This is a genomic window from Micromonospora sp. NPDC049204, assembly GCF_040647935.1.
Lineage (GTDB): Bacteria > Actinomycetota > Actinomycetes > Mycobacteriales > Micromonosporaceae > Micromonospora.
The window spans coordinates 12,754-30,873 of the sequence record NZ_JBEZDC010000018.1 but is presented as its reverse complement, the minus strand read 5'-3'; the positions used below and the strand labels follow the sequence as shown (position 1 = coordinate 30,873).

15 protein-coding genes and 1 riboswitch are annotated in these 18,120 nt (G+C 74.1%); of the genes, 8 read left to right on the top strand and 7 right to left on the bottom strand.

The window, feature by feature from the left end; all coding sequences use genetic code 11:
* The first annotated feature begins 150 nt into the window (after positions 1-150).
* A complete protein-coding gene (gene sigJ, locus AB0A90_RS28005; RefSeq protein ID WP_357253749.1) occupies positions 151-1,116 on the top strand; it encodes an RNA polymerase sigma factor SigJ in 966 nt (321 codons plus the stop codon).
* 19 nt (positions 1,117-1,135) lie between these two features.
* Here the strand turns inward: sigJ and AB0A90_RS28000 are convergent, their stop codons facing one another.
* On the bottom strand, positions 1,136-1,642 hold the full coding sequence (locus AB0A90_RS28000) for a DUF402 domain-containing protein (RefSeq protein WP_357253747.1): 507 nt from the start codon (positions 1,640-1,642) through the stop codon (positions 1,136-1,138).
* A gap of 143 nt (positions 1,643-1,785) precedes the next feature.
* On the opposite strand from AB0A90_RS28000, the gene AB0A90_RS27995 reads away from it, so the two are divergent.
* Positions 1,786-3,948: an ATP-dependent DNA helicase gene (locus tag AB0A90_RS27995; RefSeq protein ID WP_357253745.1), complete on the top strand. Its 2,163-nt coding sequence runs from the start codon at positions 1,786-1,788 to the stop codon at positions 3,946-3,948.
* 120 nt (positions 3,949-4,068) lie between these two features.
* On the opposite strand, the gene AB0A90_RS27990 is transcribed toward AB0A90_RS27995, so the two are convergent.
* Positions 4,069-5,433 (bottom strand): AI-2E family transporter, encoded by a 1,365-nt coding sequence (locus AB0A90_RS27990; RefSeq protein WP_357253743.1) that lies wholly within the window; start codon positions 5,431-5,433, stop codon positions 4,069-4,071.
* Positions 5,434-5,539: 106 nt separating this feature from the next.
* Between AB0A90_RS27990 and AB0A90_RS27985 the strand changes: the two genes are divergently transcribed.
* Both AB0A90_RS27985 and AB0A90_RS27980 read left to right on the top strand, forming a co-directional pair.
* Positions 5,540-5,878: a co-chaperone GroES gene (locus AB0A90_RS27985; RefSeq protein ID WP_355027574.1), complete on the top strand. Its 339-nt coding sequence runs from the start codon at positions 5,540-5,542 to the stop codon at positions 5,876-5,878.
* A 93-nt stretch (positions 5,879-5,971) separates the two neighbouring features.
* On the top strand, positions 5,972-6,139 hold the full coding sequence (locus tag AB0A90_RS27980; RefSeq protein WP_357253742.1) for a hypothetical protein: 168 nt from the start codon (positions 5,972-5,974) through the stop codon (positions 6,137-6,139).
* A gap of 25 nt (positions 6,140-6,164) precedes the next feature.
* On the opposite strand, the gene AB0A90_RS27975 is transcribed toward AB0A90_RS27980, so the two are convergent.
* Positions 6,165-7,646 carry a PrsW family intramembrane metalloprotease gene (locus tag AB0A90_RS27975; RefSeq protein ID WP_357253740.1) on the bottom strand — a complete coding sequence of 494 codons (1,482 nt, stop codon included), beginning with the start codon at positions 7,644-7,646 and terminating at the stop codon, positions 6,165-6,167.
* A gap of 23 nt (positions 7,647-7,669) precedes the next feature.
* Positions 7,670-7,790: riboswitch (SAM riboswitch) on the top strand.
* A gap of 46 nt (positions 7,791-7,836) precedes the next feature.
* Between AB0A90_RS27975 and AB0A90_RS27970 the strand changes: the two genes are divergently transcribed.
* Complete coding sequence (locus AB0A90_RS27970) at positions 7,837-9,102, top strand: aminotransferase class V-fold PLP-dependent enzyme (protein ID WP_357253738.1); 1,266 nt, start codon at positions 7,837-7,839, stop codon at positions 9,100-9,102.
* Between the two features lie 15 nt (positions 9,103-9,117).
* On the opposite strand, the gene AB0A90_RS27965 is transcribed toward AB0A90_RS27970, so the two are convergent.
* Positions 9,118-10,320 carry an FUSC family protein gene (locus tag AB0A90_RS27965; RefSeq protein WP_357253971.1) on the bottom strand — a complete coding sequence of 401 codons (1,203 nt, stop codon included), beginning with the start codon at positions 10,318-10,320 and terminating at the stop codon, positions 9,118-9,120.
* 139 nt (positions 10,321-10,459) lie between these two features.
* Here AB0A90_RS27965 and AB0A90_RS27960 point away from each other — a divergent pair, with 139 nt between their 5' ends.
* Entirely contained in the window at positions 10,460-11,122 is a 663-nt protein-coding gene (locus AB0A90_RS27960) for a metal-dependent phosphohydrolase (RefSeq protein ID WP_357253736.1), read from the top strand.
* Here the strand turns inward: AB0A90_RS27960 and AB0A90_RS27955 are convergent.
* Positions 11,088-11,378 carry a DUF4031 domain-containing protein gene (locus tag AB0A90_RS27955; protein WP_357253734.1) on the bottom strand — a complete coding sequence of 97 codons (291 nt, stop codon included), beginning with the start codon at positions 11,376-11,378 and terminating at the stop codon, positions 11,088-11,090. The two genes, AB0A90_RS27960 and AB0A90_RS27955, sit on opposite strands and share 35 nt — an antisense overlap.
* Before the next feature lie 68 nt (positions 11,379-11,446).
* Between AB0A90_RS27955 and AB0A90_RS27950 the strand changes: the two genes are divergently transcribed.
* Complete coding sequence (locus AB0A90_RS27950; protein ID WP_357253732.1) at positions 11,447-12,847, top strand: FAD-linked oxidase C-terminal domain-containing protein; 1,401 nt, start codon at positions 11,447-11,449, stop codon at positions 12,845-12,847.
* A gap of 40 nt (positions 12,848-12,887) precedes the next feature.
* On the opposite strand, the gene AB0A90_RS27945 is transcribed toward AB0A90_RS27950, so the two are convergent.
* Positions 12,888-13,421 carry a hypothetical protein gene (locus AB0A90_RS27945; protein WP_357253730.1) on the bottom strand — a complete coding sequence of 178 codons (534 nt, stop codon included), beginning with the start codon at positions 13,419-13,421 and terminating at the stop codon, positions 12,888-12,890.
* Positions 13,422-13,509: 88 nt separating this feature from the next.
* A complete protein-coding gene (locus AB0A90_RS27940; RefSeq protein ID WP_357253969.1) occupies positions 13,510-15,327 on the bottom strand; it encodes a glycerol-3-phosphate dehydrogenase/oxidase in 1,818 nt (605 codons plus the stop codon).
* A 226-nt stretch (positions 15,328-15,553) separates the two neighbouring features.
* On the opposite strand from AB0A90_RS27940, the gene AB0A90_RS27935 reads away from it, so the two are divergent.
* A complete protein-coding gene (locus AB0A90_RS27935; RefSeq protein ID WP_357253728.1) occupies positions 15,554-18,088 on the top strand; it encodes a S8 family serine peptidase in 2,535 nt (844 codons plus the stop codon).
* Positions 18,089-18,120 lie beyond the last annotated feature (32 nt).

Below are 18,120 nucleotides of genomic sequence, written 5' to 3'. Positions count from 1 at the left end.
GCAGGCGATCCGCCCGTCGAGGCCCACCCCGCCCCACCACCGGTCGGCACGGTCCGCGGGTCGGCCCGCCGTCGGACGCGGGGCTGCCGGCGCGCCCGGTCGGCGGGAGGATGGACGTCTGGGCGGTGCCGGCGGGGAGGGTGGTGGGTCGTGCAGGATCTGGCGACGGAGTTCGAGGCCGAGCGGGGGCGGCTGCTCTCGGTGGCCCGCCGGATGCTGGGCAGCCGCAGTGAGGCGGAGGACGCCGTGCAGGAGACCTGGCTGCGCTACGCCGGAGCTCTCGCCGACCCGAGCGCCCGCGCCGAGATCCGCGAGCTGTCCGCGTGGCTGACCACCACCTGCGCCCGGATCTGCCTGGACGTGCTCCGTTCGGCGCGGGTCCGCCGGGAGACGTACCCCGGGCAGTGGCTGCCGGAGCCGGTGGTGAGCCCGTTGGGCGCGGCGGCGCTCACGGACGGGTACGCGCCGGACCCGGCCGAACGGGCGGTCCGCACCGACCAGGTCGGCACGGCGTTGCTCGTCGTGCTGGAGCGACTCGCGCCGGAGCAGCGGGTCGCGCTCGTGCTGCACGACGTGTTCGCGATGCCGTTCGCCCGGGTCGCCGACGTGCTCGGCACCACCGAGGTGGCCGCCCGGCAGCTCGCCTACCGGGCACGTCGGGCGGTCACCGCGCCGGACGTGCCCCGGCACACCGCGGACCTGGCCGAGCAGCGCCGGGTGCTCGAAGCGTTCGTCGCCGCCACCGAGTCCGGCGAGCTGGACCAACTGCTCCAGGTGCTCGCGCCGGACGTGGTCTTCGTCGGTGACTCGGGCGGGCACTACCCCTCGGCCCGCCAGCCGGTCGTCGGCGCGGACGCCGTGGGTCGCTTCACGCTCGGCCTATTCGGTCGGACCGGCCGCTACGCCGGACGGGTGCTGGCCCGGCTCGTGCTCGTCGACGGCGCGCTCGGCCTGCAGATGGAGACCGTGCACAGTGACGGGCGGCCGATCCGCCTGGTCACCGTGTTCGCCGTGGACCAGGGCCGGATCACCGCCATCTACAACCAGATCAACCCGGAGAAGCTGGCCGACCTGCCCCCGCTCGGCGACGGCGACCGCTGGCCACCGCGCTGGTGAGCCGGCCGGGCGTGCGGCGTCAGACCACCAGGCCCAACCACTTGCGGTACGAGGTGGCGAACGGCTCGGTGCCGTCGCCGAGCGCCCCGAAGAGCCGTTGCGCCGCCGCCTCGGCCTCGGCGACCACGTCGTCCGGGTAGCCGAAGCGCGCCCGGTGCTCGGCGAACTCGTCCTCGTCCAGCAGCTCCACCAGGCCGGTGGCCCGACGCCGGACGACGTCCAGGTCCAGGTCGATCAGGTGGACGGTGTCGTCGGACTCCCAGCGGGCCGGGGTGGTGATGTCGCAGTAGACCTCGCTGGTGCGGGGCGGGGGGTTGAACATGGCCGTCCACCAGGCGCGGTGCGGCACCAGCAGAACGAACGGGATCTTCTCCACCGACGGCCGGCCGTGGTAGACCGACTCGGTGCCCTGGGGCACGCCGAGCCAGATGCCGAGGTCGTCCTCGGTGAGCCGGCGGGCCGGGTAGTCGCGGTGGGCGCTGCCGTCGTACTTGCGGTAGATCACGCGGACCATGTCGCTCGGCATGATTCGCACCCTAACCGATACTGCCCACCCGTCGTAGTGCGGCGGTAACCGGACGGCGCGACCTGGACGACCAGCGTGGCCCGTGGCGCGCCACGCGGCGGAGGGGCACGGCCGGTGTCGGCGGCGGCGGGTACCGTCGCACGGTGACTCCGCCCCGCAGCACCACCGGTTCCGCCACTCCGTCGGCCCGCGCCAAGGGCCGGCGGCGGGGTGCCCGGCCCAGCGGCACGGAGCTGCTGGCGGCGGCGGTCGGCGCGGTGCCCGGCGGCGCGGAACGCCCCGGCCAGCAGCAGATGACCACGGCGATCGAGGAGTGCGTGGCCGGCGGCGAGCACCTGCTCGTGCAGGCCGGCACCGGCACCGGCAAGTCGCTTGCCTACCTCGCGCCGGCGCTCACCGTGGACGGCCCGGTGGTGGTCTCCACCGCCACCCTGGCGTTGCAGTCCCAACTGGTCGACCACGACCTGCCCCGGCTGGCCGACGCGGTCGAGCCGGTGCTGGGGCGCCGGCCCACCTTCGCGGTGCTCAAGGGTCGCCACCACTACCTCTGCCTCGCCCGACTGGACAACTCCACCGAGGAGGAACCGGAGGACACCCTCTTCGACGCCCCCGCGGCCCGGCCGGGGGGCGGCACGAAGTGGCTCGGTGAGGCGGGCCGGTTGGGCAAGCAGGTCGAGCGGCTGCGCGACTGGGCCGAGAAGACCGCCACCGGCGACCGCGACGAGCTGGACCCCGGCGTCGACGACCAGGCCTGGCGGCTGGTGTCCATGCCGGCCCGCGAGTGCGTCGGCGCGACCCGTTGCCCGTTCGGGCAGGAGTGCTTCGCCGAGGCGTCCCGCGCCCGTGCCCGCGAGGCCGACATCGTGGTGACCAACCACAGCCTGCTCGCTGTCGACATGCTCGCCGACCGGCACATCGTGCCGCCACACAAGCTGCTCATCGTCGACGAGGCACACGAGCTGGCCGACCGGGTCTCCTCCGCGGCGCAGGCGGAGCTGGTGCCGGAGCTGATCGACCGGACCACCCGGCGGGCCCGTACGCTGCTGCGGCCGGAGACCGCCGAGGCGCTCACCGCCGCCGGTGACGCCCTCGCGGTCGGGCTGGCCGAGGCGCCGGCCGGGCGACTCACCGCCGGGCTGCCGACGCCGTTGCGGGAGGCGTGCACGCTGCTCGACGCGGCGACCCGCTCCGCCCTGGACGCGATCGGCGACATCAAGTCCGACGACCCCGACCCGGTCCGCAAGCAGCAGGCCAAGGCTGCCCTGGACGAGCTGTCCACCACCGCCCAGCGGCTGCTCGAGGAGGGCGACCACGACGTGGCCTGGGTGGAGAAGAACGACAGCGGCAGCCGTCGGGCGCTTGTCGTCGCGCCGCTGTCGGTGGCCGGCACCCTCGCCACCCACCTGTACGACGAGCGCACCGTCGTCGCCACCTCCGCGACCCTGGCGTTGGGCGGTCGGTTCGACACGGTGGCCCGCGCCCTCGGGTTGGACGCCCCGCCGCCCGCCCCGCCGACCCCCGCCGCCGCCGCACTGGCTGCCCGCACCGGCACGGGTCGCCCGGTCGCCGAGTCACCGGGCCGTCGGCTCGCCGGCGACGCCGCCCCGAGTGCTGTCGTACCGGCGACCGAGGGTCCCGGTTGGCGCTCACTCGACGTTGGTTCGCCGTTCGACTACGCCCGGCAGGGGATCCTGTACGTCGCCGCGCACCTGCCCCGCCCCAGCGTCTCCGGGCTGCCCGACGCCGCCGGGGAGGAGCTACTCGGGCTGGTCGAGGCGCTCGGTGGTCGTACTCTCGGGCTTTTCTCCTCTCGGCGGGCCGCGCAGCAGGCGGCGGAGCTGCTGCGCGCGCGGACCGACCTGCCGGTGCTGTTGCAGGGCGAGGAGGCGCTGCCGTTGCTGGTCCGCCGGTTCCGGGAGGAGCGGGCGAGCTGCCTGTTCGGCGTGATGTCGCTCTGGCAGGGCGTGGACGTGCCGGGTGACGCCTGCCAGCTCGTCGTCATCGACCGGCTGCCGTTCCCGCGCCCGGACGAGCCGTTGGCGGCGGCCCGTGCCGCGGCCGTGGACGCGGGCGGTGGTTCCGGCTTCTCGGCGGTCAGCGTGCCGATCGCGGCGGTCCGGCTGGCTCAGGGTGTGGGCCGGCTGATCCGGGCGACCGGCGACCGGGGCGTGGTCGCGGTGCTCGACTCCCGGCTGGAGACGGCCCGTGGCTACGGGCCGTTCCTGCGCCGCTCGCTGCCGCCGTTCTGGTACACGACCCGCCCCGAGGTGGCCCGAGGCGCCCTGCAACGCCTCGCCAAGTCCTGACCCAGCCGCGCCACGCCACGCCGCGCCGTCAAGATCGCGCTACAACAAGGAAACAGTGGCCTCCCCGAGCGGGGAGGCCACTGTTTCCACGATCGTGCGTGATCTTGGGACGGCGCGGGGTCAGGGTGCCTGGGAGGCGACGACCACCGCGTCGGGCGGGGTGTCCGGGACCCTGCGGGCGGCGAGCCGGCGGACCCCGGTGTTCAGCACCGCGATGAGCGGCACGGAGACCAGCGCTCCGGTGATGCCGGCGAGTACGACACCCGCGGCGATGCCGATGATCACCGCGAGCGGGTGGAGGGCGACCGCTCGTCCCATGATCAGCGGTTGGAGGATGTGGCCCTCCACCTGCTGCACGAGGATCACTGCTCCGAGGATGATCAACGCGATACCCGGGCCGCTGTCGACGAGTGCCACCAGCACCGCCACGCCACCGGAGAGCGCCGCGCCGACGATCGGGATGAACGCGCCGAGGAAGACGAGCGCGGCCAGCGGGAAGGCGAACGGGATGTCGAAGACGACCAGGAAGATGCCGATGCCGACCGCGTCGATGAAGGCCACCAGGACTGTCGCGCGCACGTAGGCGCCGAGCGTGTGCCAGGAGGCGCGGCCCGCGTCGTCGACCTTCCACCGGGCGGCCACCGGCAGCAGCCGGACCAGGAAGCGCCAGATCCGGTTGCCGTCGCGCAGGAAGAAGAACGTCGCGAAGAGCACCAGAAGCGTGCCGGTCAGCACCTCGGCCAGGGTGGCGGCGGTGCTCAGGGCGCCGCTGGTGAACTTGGAGGTGTTGTCGTTGATCCAGGCCTGCGCCTCGTCGATGTAGCGGTCGAGCTGCGTGTCGGAGAGGTGCAGTGGGCCCGTCTTCAGCCAGTTCTGGATCTGCCGGACGCCCTCCGAGGACTTCTCGCTCAGCTCGGGCACACCTCGGATGAACTCGTTCACCACGAGCGTCAGCGTGCCGATCACCGCGGCGAGACCGCCGACCAGCACCACCGCCGTCGCCAGCGACCGGGGCAGCCGAGCCCGCAGCAGCCAGCCCACCGCCGGCGCGAGCAGCGCGGAGAGCAGCAGCGCGATGGCCAGCGGAATGATCACGATCTTGACGGTGCTGACGATCCTGAGCAGGGCCCAGGCCACCACACCGATCACGATCAGCCGCCAGCACCAGGCGGCGGCGATCCGCAGCCCGTGCGGGACGTCGGCGTCGTCCCGGCTGGAGGTCGAGCTGTGCAGGTCCACCGGAGGTTCCGCGCCGAAGACCGAGGCCGTCGGCGGTGCGGTCGGCCCCGGCACGGCAGGCGACGCCACCCGTGCGGCGTCCGACACGTCACCCAACTCGTCGGGCGAAATGCCCTCGTCGGCGGGGGCCGACTCCTGTCGTGACTGGTAGGCGCGACGAAGCCGCCCGCGTACCCGCTCGAAGCGGCTCAAGCGCACCTCCTGGCAGTTAAACCGGCCCGCCCACAGCGACAGGTCGGACAGCATACGTCCGTTCCGGACACCGTAGGGCAGTTCCGCCACACAATGCCCCGACCACCACCGGCGTAACCACCGGCGGACCCGTCGTCGGCCACACGGTAGCGTCTGCGGCGTGACCGCGGACAATGATCTGGACGCCGGCCTGCCGATCCGCCTGCTGCACGATCGAGTGCTGGTGCGGATGGAGGGCAGCGAGGGCGAGCGCCGTTCCACCGCCGGCATCGTCATCCCGGCGACGGCCCAGGTCGGTAAGCGCCTCGCCTGGGCCACGGCGGTCGGGGTGGGGCCGAACGTGCGCGCCATCGTGTCCGGCGACCGGGTGCTCTTCGACCCCGACGACCGCTCCGAGGTCGAGCTGCACGGCCGCGGGTACGTGCTGCTGCGGGAGCGCGACGTGCACGCGGTGGCCGCCGAGCGGATCGAGAACGACCCCACCGGCCTCTACCTCTGACGCACCTCCCCCGGCCAGCAGGCCGCGCCGCGCATCGTTTGCCCGGCCGCACGACGGGAAGCCATCCGGCGACCGTGGCCCTGGGGAGGGACGATGCCAGTATTCGTGAAGAAGCTGTTGACCTGGGGCAGTGTTGCGTTCCTGATCTACTTCATGGCCTTCCGGCCGGACGGCGCCGCGCAGATCTTCAAGGCCATCGGTGGTGCGCTGATGGCGATGTTCCAGGGCTTCGGTGACTTCCTCACCTCGCTGATGACGTGAGGCCGCCGGCCGGGGGCGCCTGCCGTCAGGGGTGTCCCGTGGGCCACGGCGCCGCCGAGCGCGGGCCGGGCCAACCGGGCGGGGCGTAGCCCACCGGAGGCGGTGGCGCGGGGGCCAGCACCACCGGGATCGGCACCACCGGGTCGTCCGGCGCTTCCACCGGCCGCTGCGTACCGTCCGGGAAGCGCAGGTGGTAGCGGCTGCCGTCCCAGACCCCCGTCGGGGCCTGCGGGTCCCGGCCGACGAAGAACGACCGGTACGCGTTCATCGCGTCCAGCAGCTCCCGCTCCTCCCGCGCGGTCCGTTCCTGGTCGGCGGGCTTGCGGTCCAGGCCGCGCAGCGAGCCGTCGCGCAGCAGGGCCAGTCGGGTGGCGGCGGACTGGTAGCCGCGCATCGCCCGCACCCCGGCGTCGCCGGCCACCCGCCGCGCCCAACTGCGGGCCGCGTGCCGCCGGCCGAGGCTGCTCAGCGCCGCCACCTCGGGTGGGCTCAGCCAACCGGCGCGGACGTAGTCCGGCAGGGTCCGCTCGGTGAGCCGCCCCTCCCAGGCGCGCAACCACACCGCGAAACCCACCATGCCGAAGAAGACCGGCACCATCAGGCCCAGGAAGCCGTACAGCATGATCAACGCCTCGCCGGTGGCCTGGGTAAGCGTGGGCAGCAGGTTCCACGTGCCGTGCAACATCATCGCCAGCAGCAGGCCGGCGATCGGGGCGAGCACCCGGACCCGCCGGTCGGCCGTCCGCGCCGCGATGCCCAGCCCCACACCGGTCATCGAGGTGAAGAGCGGATGGGCGAACCCGAACAGCAGGATCCGCAGGATGAAGATCGAGATGACCTGGTTGACGCCGGTCACCGGACCGTACCGGTCGGCTCCGGACGCGTAGCCCAGCCCACCCAGGTAGAGGATGTTCTCCACCATGGCGAAGCCGACCGCGGACAGCCCGCAGTAGACCAGGCCGTCGGTGATCCCGGACCACTCCCGTCGCCGGAACACCAGCAGCAGGATCGGGCCCAGCGCCTTGGTCAACTCCTCGATGAACGGCGCCACCAGCACGCCGGTGAGCGCGTCGGGCAGCCCCCAGGCGGCGAACCGGTTGGCGGCGAATTCGTTGACCGTGAGCGAGGCGGCGGTGGAGACGAATGCTCCCCAGGCGAAGCAGAAGATCAGATACTTCAACGGCTCCGGTTCGTACCGGTCCAGCCAGAGGAAGCAGGCGACCAGCACCGGCACCGGCAGGATGGCGGCGGCCACCCCGATCAGCAGTGCCTGCGCGCCGAGCGACTGGCCGAGCCTGAAGACCATGAACACCGCGCAGGCGGCGATGAGCAGCACCACCCCGGCCAACGCCAAGAACCGCCGCCAGCCCAGCCGGCGCAGCGGCATCCGGGGCGCTCCGCCGACGGACGGAGCCACGGGCGCGGGCGGCGACGGCAGGGGCGTACCGGGCGGGGTGTCGGCCATGCGGTCAGCGTAGCCATCCGCCGCCGGCTGGTCCGGTCGCATCGGTTGCCGCTATGCTGCCCGCAGGTCACGAGTGCCAGCGTTCAGCCCCGGCTTGCTGGCCGGCAACCCTCGTCGAGTTCGCGGTGGGGTGCCCCGGGTGATGACCGGGCCCAGCCCGATCGGTGTGCTGGGCAAGCGCGGACCCCGTCCCGATGCCGCACCCGGGGTCCCTGACCCCGGAGGTTCCGGCGTGCCCGTCACCCTCGTTCCCTCGCTGCCCACCCTGCCCACCGTCGCGCCCGCGTCGGTGCCGCTGGACGTCCTCGGCGTGCCCGGTGAGATCAACCTGGACTACGCGGCGAGCGCACCCTGCGCGCGGGCCGCCGCCGACGCGGTGGCCGAACTGCTGCCCTGGTACGCCAGCGTGCATCGCGGCGCGGGCGCGCTGTCGCGGCGCTGCACCCTCGCGTACGAGCAGGCCCGGCAGACGATCGGTGACTTCTTCAACGCCCGGGCAGACGATCACGTGATCTTCACCCGCAACACCACTGACGCGCTCAACCTGCTGGCGCGGTCGCTGCCGGCCGGCACCACGGTGGTCACCTTCGCGGGCGAGCACCACGCCAACCTGCTGCCCTGGCCCCGCGGTTCGGTACGGCTGCCGGTGCCGGCCGATCCCGCCGGGGCGGTACGCGACCTCGCCGCCGCCCTCACCGAGCTGCGCCGGGGCAGCAGTCCGGCACTGCCGGTGCTGGTCGCGGTGACGGGTGCGAGCAACGTGACAGGTGAGCGGTGGCCGGTCGCCGAGCTGGCCCGGGTGGCGCACCGGCACGGTGCCCGGATCGTGCTCGATGCCGCACAACTCGCCCCGCACGCCCCGGTCGACCTGTTGGCGCTGGACGCCGACTACCTGGCCGTGTCCGGCCACAAGCTGTACGCGCCGTTCGGTGCGGGTGTGCTGATCGGCCGGGCGGACTGGCTGGACGCCGCCCCGCCGTACCTGGCGGGTGGGGGCGCCACCAGCCACGTCGGCCCGGCCACCCACGACGTGACCTGGGCAACCGGTCCGGCCCGGCACGAGGGTGGCACCCCGAACCTGCTCGGCGCGGTCGCGCTGGCGGCCGTGTGCGCGGCGCTCGGCGCGGCCGACCGGGACGCGCTGGCCGCCCACGAGCAGGCGCTGCTGGCACGACTGCGGACCGGCATCGAGGCGCTGCCGCACGTGGTGGAGCTGCGCACCTTCGGCCCGGCCGCGCCGCGGGTCGGCATCGTCTCGTTCGTGGTCGCCGGCTGGGACTCCGCCGACGTGGCCGCGCGACTGGCCAGCACGCACCGGATCGGCGTGCGCGACGGGTTGTTCTGTGCCCACCCGCTGGCCCGGCGGCTGCTCGCCGAGGCGGCGGGGCGTACCGGCCGACGGGACCTCCCGCCCACGGCGTTGCGCGCCAGCCTCGGCCTGGGCAGCACCGTCGAGCAGGTGGACCGGCTGCTCGCGGCGCTCGCCGAGTTGGGCTGAGGAGCGCGGCCGCGGTCAGCCGACGGGCGGGGCGGTCGGCGGTTTCGGCGCCTCGCCCGGCTCGGCCGGCTCACCGACCGGCCGCTCCTGCTCCCCGAAGGCGGTGCGGATCCACCGGTTCGCCTCCTCCTGTTCGATCCCGGAGGCCACCAGCAGGTCGCTGGCGGTGGTCCGGATCTGAGCGACGACCACGCTGCCGGAGAAGCCGACGCCGGCGCCGTACGCCCGACCCGCCTCGCTGACCGCGCGCAGCGACCGCTCCCGGGCCTTCTCCGGTTCCTCGCCGGCGGCGAACTCGTGTTTGAGCAGCCGGACCGACTCGGCGAGGTGGCCCATCGCGTCCGGCATCGGATCGGGTACCGGCTCGTCGTCCTCGATCAACGTGACGGACCGGCGGATCAGCGTGCCGGTGTTGCGCATCGCCCGGTCGATCGGGTCGGCCGCCTCCGCATAGTGGATCAGCTCGCTGCGGCGGTGCCAGCGGGCCGGCGAGAGGGTCGCGGTCTCCTTCGCCCCCTCGATCGCCTCGGCCAACGTGGCCAGTTCCTCCTTGTTGTTGCGCAGCCGGTCCAGGGCCCGTTGGACGCCGGCGCGGTCCCGGTTGCGCAATCCGTCCGCGGTGGCGTCGAGCTGGGCGGCGAGCAGGTCCAGCGCCGGCCGGGCGGCCCGGTTGATCACCCGGAGCGGATTCAGCGGCAGCAGCACGGCGGTCACCAGGAGCGCGATCCCGCCACCGAGGAAGGCGTCCACGAAGCGAGGGATCTCCAGATTCTGGGTTGACGGGCTCAGCGTCACGATCAGCACCGCCGTGGCCGCCGCCTGGATGACGATGGCGACGCTCGCCCCGGCGAAGATGGTGAACAGGATCGCGACGGTGACCACCAGGCCGAGCTGCCAGGCCCCGGTGCCGAGCAGGTAGATCAGGAAGTCGCCGATGGCCACCCCGATCCCCACCCCGGCGATCAGCTCGATGGTCCGGCGGAACCGCTGACCGACCGACGCGGCGAGGGTGCCGACCGCGGAGATCGGCGCGAAGACCGGTTGCGGGTTGCCGAGCACCTTGTGCGAGATCAGGTACGCCAGCCCGGCGGCAAGCCCCGCCTGCACGGCCAGCCCGCCGGCCATCCGTACCCGGTGCAGCCGGTCGTGCAGGGTGGCCCGGCCGCGGTCGCGCAGTTGCTCGGTGGCCTCGGCGATCCGTGCGCCGTCGACGTCCACCAGCCCGTCGCGCAGCGCGGTACGTCGCACCATTGGTGGTCGCTTGTCCCGGGCCACGGCCATGGGCGCGACTACCCGGGACAGGCCCGCTGAATCCTTCCGCGTCGCGCGCCGTGCCCGGATGCGGCAGACTCGGCCGGTGGTCGATCTGCTGGAGCGGTGGCGGGCGGCAGCCCGGGGTGCTGGTACGACGCCGGACGCGGGGTGGACGCGGGCCGGCGAACGGCTGCTCGACAGGTGGCGGGAGCCGCACCGGCACTACCACACGGTGGCCCACCTGACGGCGGTGCTCGATGTGGTGGACGAGCACGCCGAGCTGGCCGACCGGGCCGACCTGGTCCGGCTGGCGGCCTGGTGGCACGACGCGGTCTACGACCCGCGGGCCGGCGGTGACGCCAACGAACAGGACAGCGCCGCGCTGGCCGAGAGCGTGCTCGGCGGGCTCGGGGTGCCGGCGCCCACGGCGGCCGAGGTGCGCCGGCTGGTGCTGCTCACCGCCGGGCACGTCGTGGGTCCGGACGATCGGGACGGCGCGCTGCTCTGCGACGCGGACCTCGCCGTGCTGGCAGCGCCCCCGGCGACCTACGACAGGTACGCGACGGCGATCCGACGGGAGTACGCGCACGTGCCGGAGCCGGCCTTCCGGGCCGGGCGGGCGGCGGTGCTCGGCGGCCTGCTGGCGCTGCCCGCGCTGTTTCGTCTGCCGCCGCTGGCGGCCCGCTGGGAGGAGCCCGCCCGGGCCAACGTACGCCGGGAACTGGCCACCCTCACCGCTGCGGGGCCGCCGACGGGCGCGGGCTGACCAGGTGCTTCGGGCGGCGCAGATCGGCGGCGCGGAGCAACCGGACCAGCTCCCGGCTCGGCACCACCTGGGCACCGAGCCACACCGCCGCCGCGAACCGGTCGGCGGGGATGTCGTAGTGGTCCCGGTCGAAGCCGCGGCGGGGCGCGCCGAGGGCCTCGGCGAAGGCGTGCAGCTCGGCGTACGAGACGTCACTGATCAGGTGTGACCAGAGCCGACCGCGCCACGGCCAGGCCGGCCGGTCCAGGTAGAGCATGACGTCCAAGCTATCTCGCGTAGTTGATCACGTTGATGATCGCCGGCCGGCGACCTAGCCTCGGCTGCATGGCCCCCACCACGCTCCTGGACGATCTCCGCGCCGCGCTCGGTGCCGACGCCGTGCTCACCGACCCGGACCTGCTGCGCATGCACCAGCGGGACGAGGCCGACCTGTGCGCGGCCGGCACCCCGCTCGTGGTGACCCGTCCGCGCAGCACCGAACAGGTGGTCGCGGTGGTCCGGGCGGCGGCGCGCCACGGCGTACCTGTGGTGCCGCAGGGCGCGCGGACCGGGCTGGCCGGCGCGGCGAACGCGGTGGACGGCGCGGTGGTGCTGAGCACTGTCGCGATGGACGAGATCCGGGAGATCGACCCGGTGAGCCGGATCGCCGTGGTCCAGCCGGGGGTGGTCAACGCGGCGCTGGCCGGCGCGGTGGCCAGGCAGGGGCTCTGGTACCCGCCGGACCCCGGCTCCTGGGAGTCGTCCACGATCGGCGGCAACGTGGCCACCAACGCCGGCGGCATGTGCTGCGTGAAGTACGGGGTGACCACCGAGTACGTGCTCGGCCTGGAGGTGGTGCTCGCCTCGGGTGAGGTGCTGCGCACCGGCCGGCGGACGGCGAAGGGCGTGGCCGGCTACGACCTGACCCGGCTCTTCGTCGGCTCGGAGGGCACCCTCGGCGTGATCACCGAGGTGACCGTGGCGCTGCGGCCCGCCCCGGCCGAGTCGCTGACCCTGGTGGCGGTCTTCGGATCGACAGCGGCGGCCGGCGCTGCGGTGGCCGAGATCGCGGCCCGTGGGCTCACCCCCAGCCTGTTGGAACTGCTGGACCAGACCCATCTGCGGGCGATCGAGGCGTACCAGCCGATGGGGCTGCGGACCGACGCCCAGGCCCTGCTGCTGGCCGCCGCGGACACCGGCCCCCGGGCCGCCGACGACCTGGCCAGCCTGGCCGAGGTCTGCACGGCGGCCGGCGCCGACGAGGTCTACGCGGCCACCGACGCGGTGGAGGCGGCGGCGCTGTTGCAGGCGCGGCGACTGGCCCATCCGGCGATGGAGAAGTTCGCGGCCGACGCCTACCCGGGCGGCAACGGCGGTCTGGTGATCGACGACGTGGCGGTGCCGCGCGGCTCGCTCGCCGCACTGCTGGACGGGGTGGCCCGGATCGCCGTGGAGTGCGAGGTGCCGATCGGCGTGGTGGGGCACGCCGGGGACGGCAACATGCACCCGAACATCGTGGTCGACCGGGCCGACCCGGCGAGCGTGGAGCGGGGCCGGCGGGCCTTCGACGAGATCATGCGGCTCGGTCTGGACCTGGGCGGCACCTGTACCGGAGAGCACGGGGTGGGGCTGCTCAAGCGGGACTGGCTGGCCCGGGAGATCGGGCCGGTCGGCGTCCGGGTGCACCAGGCGATCAAGTCGGCGCTGGACCCGGCCGGTCTGCTCAACCCGGGCAAGGTGCTCTGAGCTGGCCGGGGAACAGCCCTTGACCTGAACTGGCCCGGGGTCAGCCCTTGATCTCGGCCGGGGTCGCCTGGGTGAGCAGCAGCAGGATCTCCCCGGCGACCGGCGTGCGCTCCTCGCCGGGGCAGTCCTGCGAGGTGATCAGCCCGGTCGAGGTGAGCAGGCTGGACGTGAGCGCGTCGATGCAGGTGGAGCGGTATCTCCGGACCTGATCGGTCTCGTCGGCAAGTGCCGGGTTGGCGAGCAGCACCTGGAGCCGTTCGGTCAACTCCGGGGCCAGGGTGCCCCGGGACGTGACCCCGTCACCGGCGCAGTCGAGGCACTGCCACGCGCCGTCGCGTTCGACACTCAGGGTGCGCAGTGGGCCGTCCTCGCCGAGCCGCTGAATCAGGCTGACCTGGCCGACCGCGACCGTGGCGGGGATCTCCAGCTGCGCGCCGCCACCCGCCGAGGACGTCGGTTCTGCCACCGGAGTGCCCCGTGGCTCCCGGTCGAACAGCGAGCACCCGGTCAGTGCGCCGCCGAGGACGACGGCGACGACCGGTAGTAGCAGACGAGGGTGCGCGCGGGGAAGCACGCGCGGAAACCTACCCCACCGTAGGTAGCGTTCGAAACCACCATCCGGGCCGGTATCGATGGTTACCAACCAGTAACGTTACAATTCGTCACCTAGTGGACGGCCGCAGCTCAGCCTGATCGTCACCGCCACCCCGATCGGCCGCATAACCCCGGACATCCGGAGCACCGAGCCGGGCCGCGTCCGCCGCGGCGTCGTCCGGCATCAACTGCGACTGCCGCTCCGCCTCCACCCGAGCGCGGTAGTGCTCGACCTCCCGAGCCCGGGTGGCCGCGTCCCAGCCGAGCACCGCGCCCATCAACTCGGCGGTGTGCTCCGCTGACTCCAACCCCCGGTGGCTGGTCTCGAACGAGATCCGGGTCCGCCGGGTCAGCACGTCCTCCAGGTGCAGCGCACCCTCGGCGCGCGCCGCATAGGTGACCTCTGCCGCCAGGTACTCCGGAGCGCCGGCCAGCGGAGACGCGAGCAGCGGATCGGCGTCGACAAGCGCCAACAGGTCCAGGGTCAGGGTGCCGTACCGCTCCAGCAGATGCTCCACCACGCCCACCGGCACACCGTGCCGGCGGGCCAGATCGGCCCGGTCCCGCCACATCGCCGGGAAGCCGTCCGCCCCGAGCAACGGCAGATCGGCCGTACGCGACGAGCGAGCGCCACCGAGCCGCCGGGCGGCCCGATCGACCACGTCGGACGCCATCACCCGGTACGTCGTGTACTTACCACCGGCGACCAGCAGCAGCCCGAGCATCGGCTCGAAGACCGCGTGCTCACGGGAGAGCTTCGACGTCGAGTCGGCCTCGCCGGCCAGCAGTGGCCGCAGCCCGGCGTACACCCCCTCGATGTCGGCGGTGGTCAACGGCCGGTCCAGCACCGTGTTGACCTGCTCCAACAGGTAGTCGATGTCGCGGGCCGAGGCAGCCGGGTGGGACCGGTCCAGTCGCCAGTCGGTGTCCGTCGTACCGATGATCCAGTGCCCGCCCCACGGGATGACGAAGAGCACCGACTTGGCCGTCCGCAGGATGAGCCCCGTCTCGCCGGTGATCGCCGAGCGGGGCACCACCAGGTGCACCCCCTTGGAGGCGCGCACCCGGACGCCGGGCCGCAGGCCCACGTCGTTGAGCATCCGCGACATGTCGTCGCTCCACACCCCGGTGGCGGCGATGACGGTACGGGCGTGCACCTCGAACTCCGCGTCGGGTGAGCCCGCCGGCGCCTCCAGGTCCCGGACGCGTACGCCGGTCACCTCGCGTGCCTGCCGGATCAGCCCGACGGCGCGGGCGCTGCTCACCACCGTGGCGCCGAGGCTGGCCGCGGTGCGGGCCAGGGTGACGACCAGCCGGGCGTCGTCGACCTGCCCGTCGTAGTAGCGGATCGCGCCGGACACCGCGTCGGCCCGGAGGCTCGGGAAGATCCTCCGGGCACCCTCCCGGGTCAGGTGCCGGTGCAGCGGCATGCCCCGGCCACCGCCGAAGACTCCGGCGAAGACGTCGTACGCGGCCACCCCGGCGCCGTAGTACGAGCGGCGGAAGATCCGGGCCGGCAGGTCCCGCAGGCCCCGTCCGGCCGGCAGCGGCACCATGATCGGCACCGGGCGCACCAGGTGCGGCGCGAGCCGGGTGGCCAGCAGGCCGCGCTCGGTGAGCGCCTCGTGGACCAGGTGGAACTCCAACTGCTCCAGGTAGCGCAGGCCGCCGTGGATCAGTTTGCTGGACCGGCTGGAGGTGCCGGCGGCGAGATCGCGCGCCTCGACCAGGGCCACCTTCAGGCCCCGGGACGCCGCGTCCAGTGCGGCACCCGCACCGGTCACCCCACCACCGATGACCAGCACGTCGAAGCGCTCGGCGCGCAGCCGCCGCAGGTCGGACGCACGGCGGATCGGCGAGAGCTGACCGGCGACGGATCGGGAGATACTGGGGTCACGCACCCTTCCACCGTAACCGCCGCGCCGGCATGTCGACATTCGCCGCCCGCTCCGTACGGCGTCTACCTGCGACGTGTCGCCCGCGACACGCCTCGCTGCCCCGTCCCCGAACGGACCACGCCGGTCCGGTCCACGCCTGTGCGCCGCGCGGCGGGGTCCGCCCACAACGCGACGGCCGGGTCGAAATTCGTCGTCGTGGTCGTAAGGTTCTCGGATGCACGGTCACCCTGCGTACCCCGGAGTCAGCGACCGCAGTTCCCCGTGGCCGGTGGTCGCGGCCGTGTTCGTCGGCTGCTGGACGGTTGCGGTCACCGTGGCCACCCAGACCGGTGGTTGGCTCACCGATCAACTGCTGCTGGGCTTCGGACGGGACCGGATCGCCTGGCTCTGGCCGGTGCTCGGCCTGGCCACCGTCGTGCTGGCGGGCACGCCCGCCCTGCTGCTGGCCATGCTGCCCAGGTCGGCGACGGTCCGGGCCACCGGGCGGGTCTGGCTGATCGGCACACTCGTCCTCGGGGTGCTGACGCTGCTGCGGGTCGTGCCGCCGGTGCACCACGAGGCGTACCTCGCCGCCCTGACCGGCGTGGCGGCGCTCAGCACACTCGCCGTGCGCTGGTCGGCGCGCCGGCGGGCGTACCCCGGACCGGCCGGCTCGGTCGGCGGCCCGGCACCCACCGACGACGGCGACGCCGCACGGACCGAGCCCACCGGAGACCGCGACGCCGCACCGCCCGAGACCCTCGGGAGCGCGGGGCCGGTGGGGCGTTTGCGGCGACCCGGTCCCGTTCCGCTGCTCGCGGTCGCCGCCGGGGTGGCGCTGCTGTTGCCGTGGGCCTGGCTGGGCGCGCTCGGCGGGCTCCTGGAGACCGCGCTCGCGCTCCTGGCGGCGGCCACGCTCGGGGGGCTTGCCGCGACGCTGCTGGACGCCACCTTCTGGTCGCGGTTCGCGGTCGGCCGGCCACCCCGGCCGGCTCGGCTGGTGCTGGTCGGCGGTCTGGTCGCCGGGGTGGCGCTGCTGCTGGTCGCCGCCGGCGCCGGCCAGTCCGGCGCGCAGTTGCCCGCGTTGCTGACCCTGCCACCTGTGGGTTTCGCCCTGGCCGCGCTCTGGGCCGCGACGTGGCGGCCCGCCGCCGACCCGGCCGACGCCGCGCGCGCCGGCCGATCGGCGACCGGCTGGCTGGTGGGCCTGGCCGCACTCGGCCCGCTGGCCTTCACCGACCCGGAAGAGATCACCCTGCTGCTGGTCGGGACCCGCGACATCCCGTTCTGGGTGGCGGCCGCCGCCGCTGCCGGGCTCGCCGTCGCCGTCCTGGTCGCCATCGGGTACGCGGTGCTGCTCGCTCGGCCGACGGCACGCACCCCGAGCCGTCGGGTCGCGGCGGTGGCAGCCGTGGTGCTGCTGGTGACGTTCGGCGTGGTCGACCTCGGCCCCGGCCAGCCGGGCCTGTACGGGGAGCGGCTGTTCGTGGTGCTGCGCGCGCAGGCCGACCTGACGGGTCTACCGGCCGGGCAGCCCGGTCGGGCCGGGCGGGACGCCCGCGCGGCGGAGGTCTACCGGCGGTTGGTGACGACCGCCGAGCAGAGCCAGGCCGACCTGGTCCGGGGGCTGAGTCGACTACGACTCGACCCGATCTCGTACTACCTGGTCAACGCGGTCGAGGTGGACGGCGGCCCGGCGGTGCGAGCCTGGCTCGCCCGTCGCCCCGAGGTGGCCCGGGTGCTGGTCAGCCAACGCCTGCGGCCGCTGCCCGCCCCGGCGGGGCAGAGTCGGGGCACCGCGCCCAAGCCCTCCGGGCCGGAGTGGAACATCAGCCAGATCGGCGCCGACCGGGTGTGGTCCCAGCTCGGGGTGACCGGCACCGGCATCGTGGTCGGCAGCTCCGACTCGGGCGTGGATGGCACCCATCCGGCGCTGCGGCCCGGGTTCCGTGGCGGGGACGACTCCTGGTACGACCCGTGGGACGGCACCCGCAGCCCGACCGACCAGGGCGGGCACGGCACCCACACGGTGGGCAGCGCCGTCGGGCGGGACGGCATCGGGGTGGCGCCGGACGCGCAGTGGGTGGGCTGCGTCAACCTGGACCGCAACCTCGGCAGCCCCGCGCACTACCTGGACTGTCTCCAATTCATGTTGGCGCCCTTCCCGGTCGGCGGCGACCCGTTCACCGACGGCCGTCCGGAGCGCGCCCCGCAGGTGCTCACCAACTCGTGGGGCTGCCCGCCGATCGAGGGCTGCGACAGGGGTGTGCTGCGGCCGGCCACCGCCGCGCTGGACGCCGCCGGGATCTTCGTGGTCGCTGCCGCCGGTAACACCGGGCCGTGGTGCGCGTCCATCGACGACCCGCCGGCACCGTACGCGGACGTGTTGACCGTGGGCGCGGTGGACAGGCAGCGCCGGGTCGCGGAGTTCTCCTCGCGCGGGCCGGCGCCCGGTGGCCCGGGTAAGCCGGACGTGCTGGCCCCGGGCGTGGGTGTGGTGTCGGCGATGCCGGGCGGCACGTACGCGGCGTTGGACGGCACCTCGATGGCGACCCCGCAGGTGGCGGGCGTGGTCGCGCTGATGTGGTCGGCGAACCCGGCGCTGGTCGGCGACGTGGACCGTACCCGGCAGATCCTGCGGGACACCGCGACGGCGGCGACACCCACCTATCGCTCCGACAACCCGGCCGACGCCTGCGGGGGTCCTTCCAACGTCACCGGCTCGGGCCAGGTCGACGCGTACGCGGCCGTCCAGGCCGCCCGGCGGTGAGGTACCCGGACCGGCACCCGGTGATCTAGGGT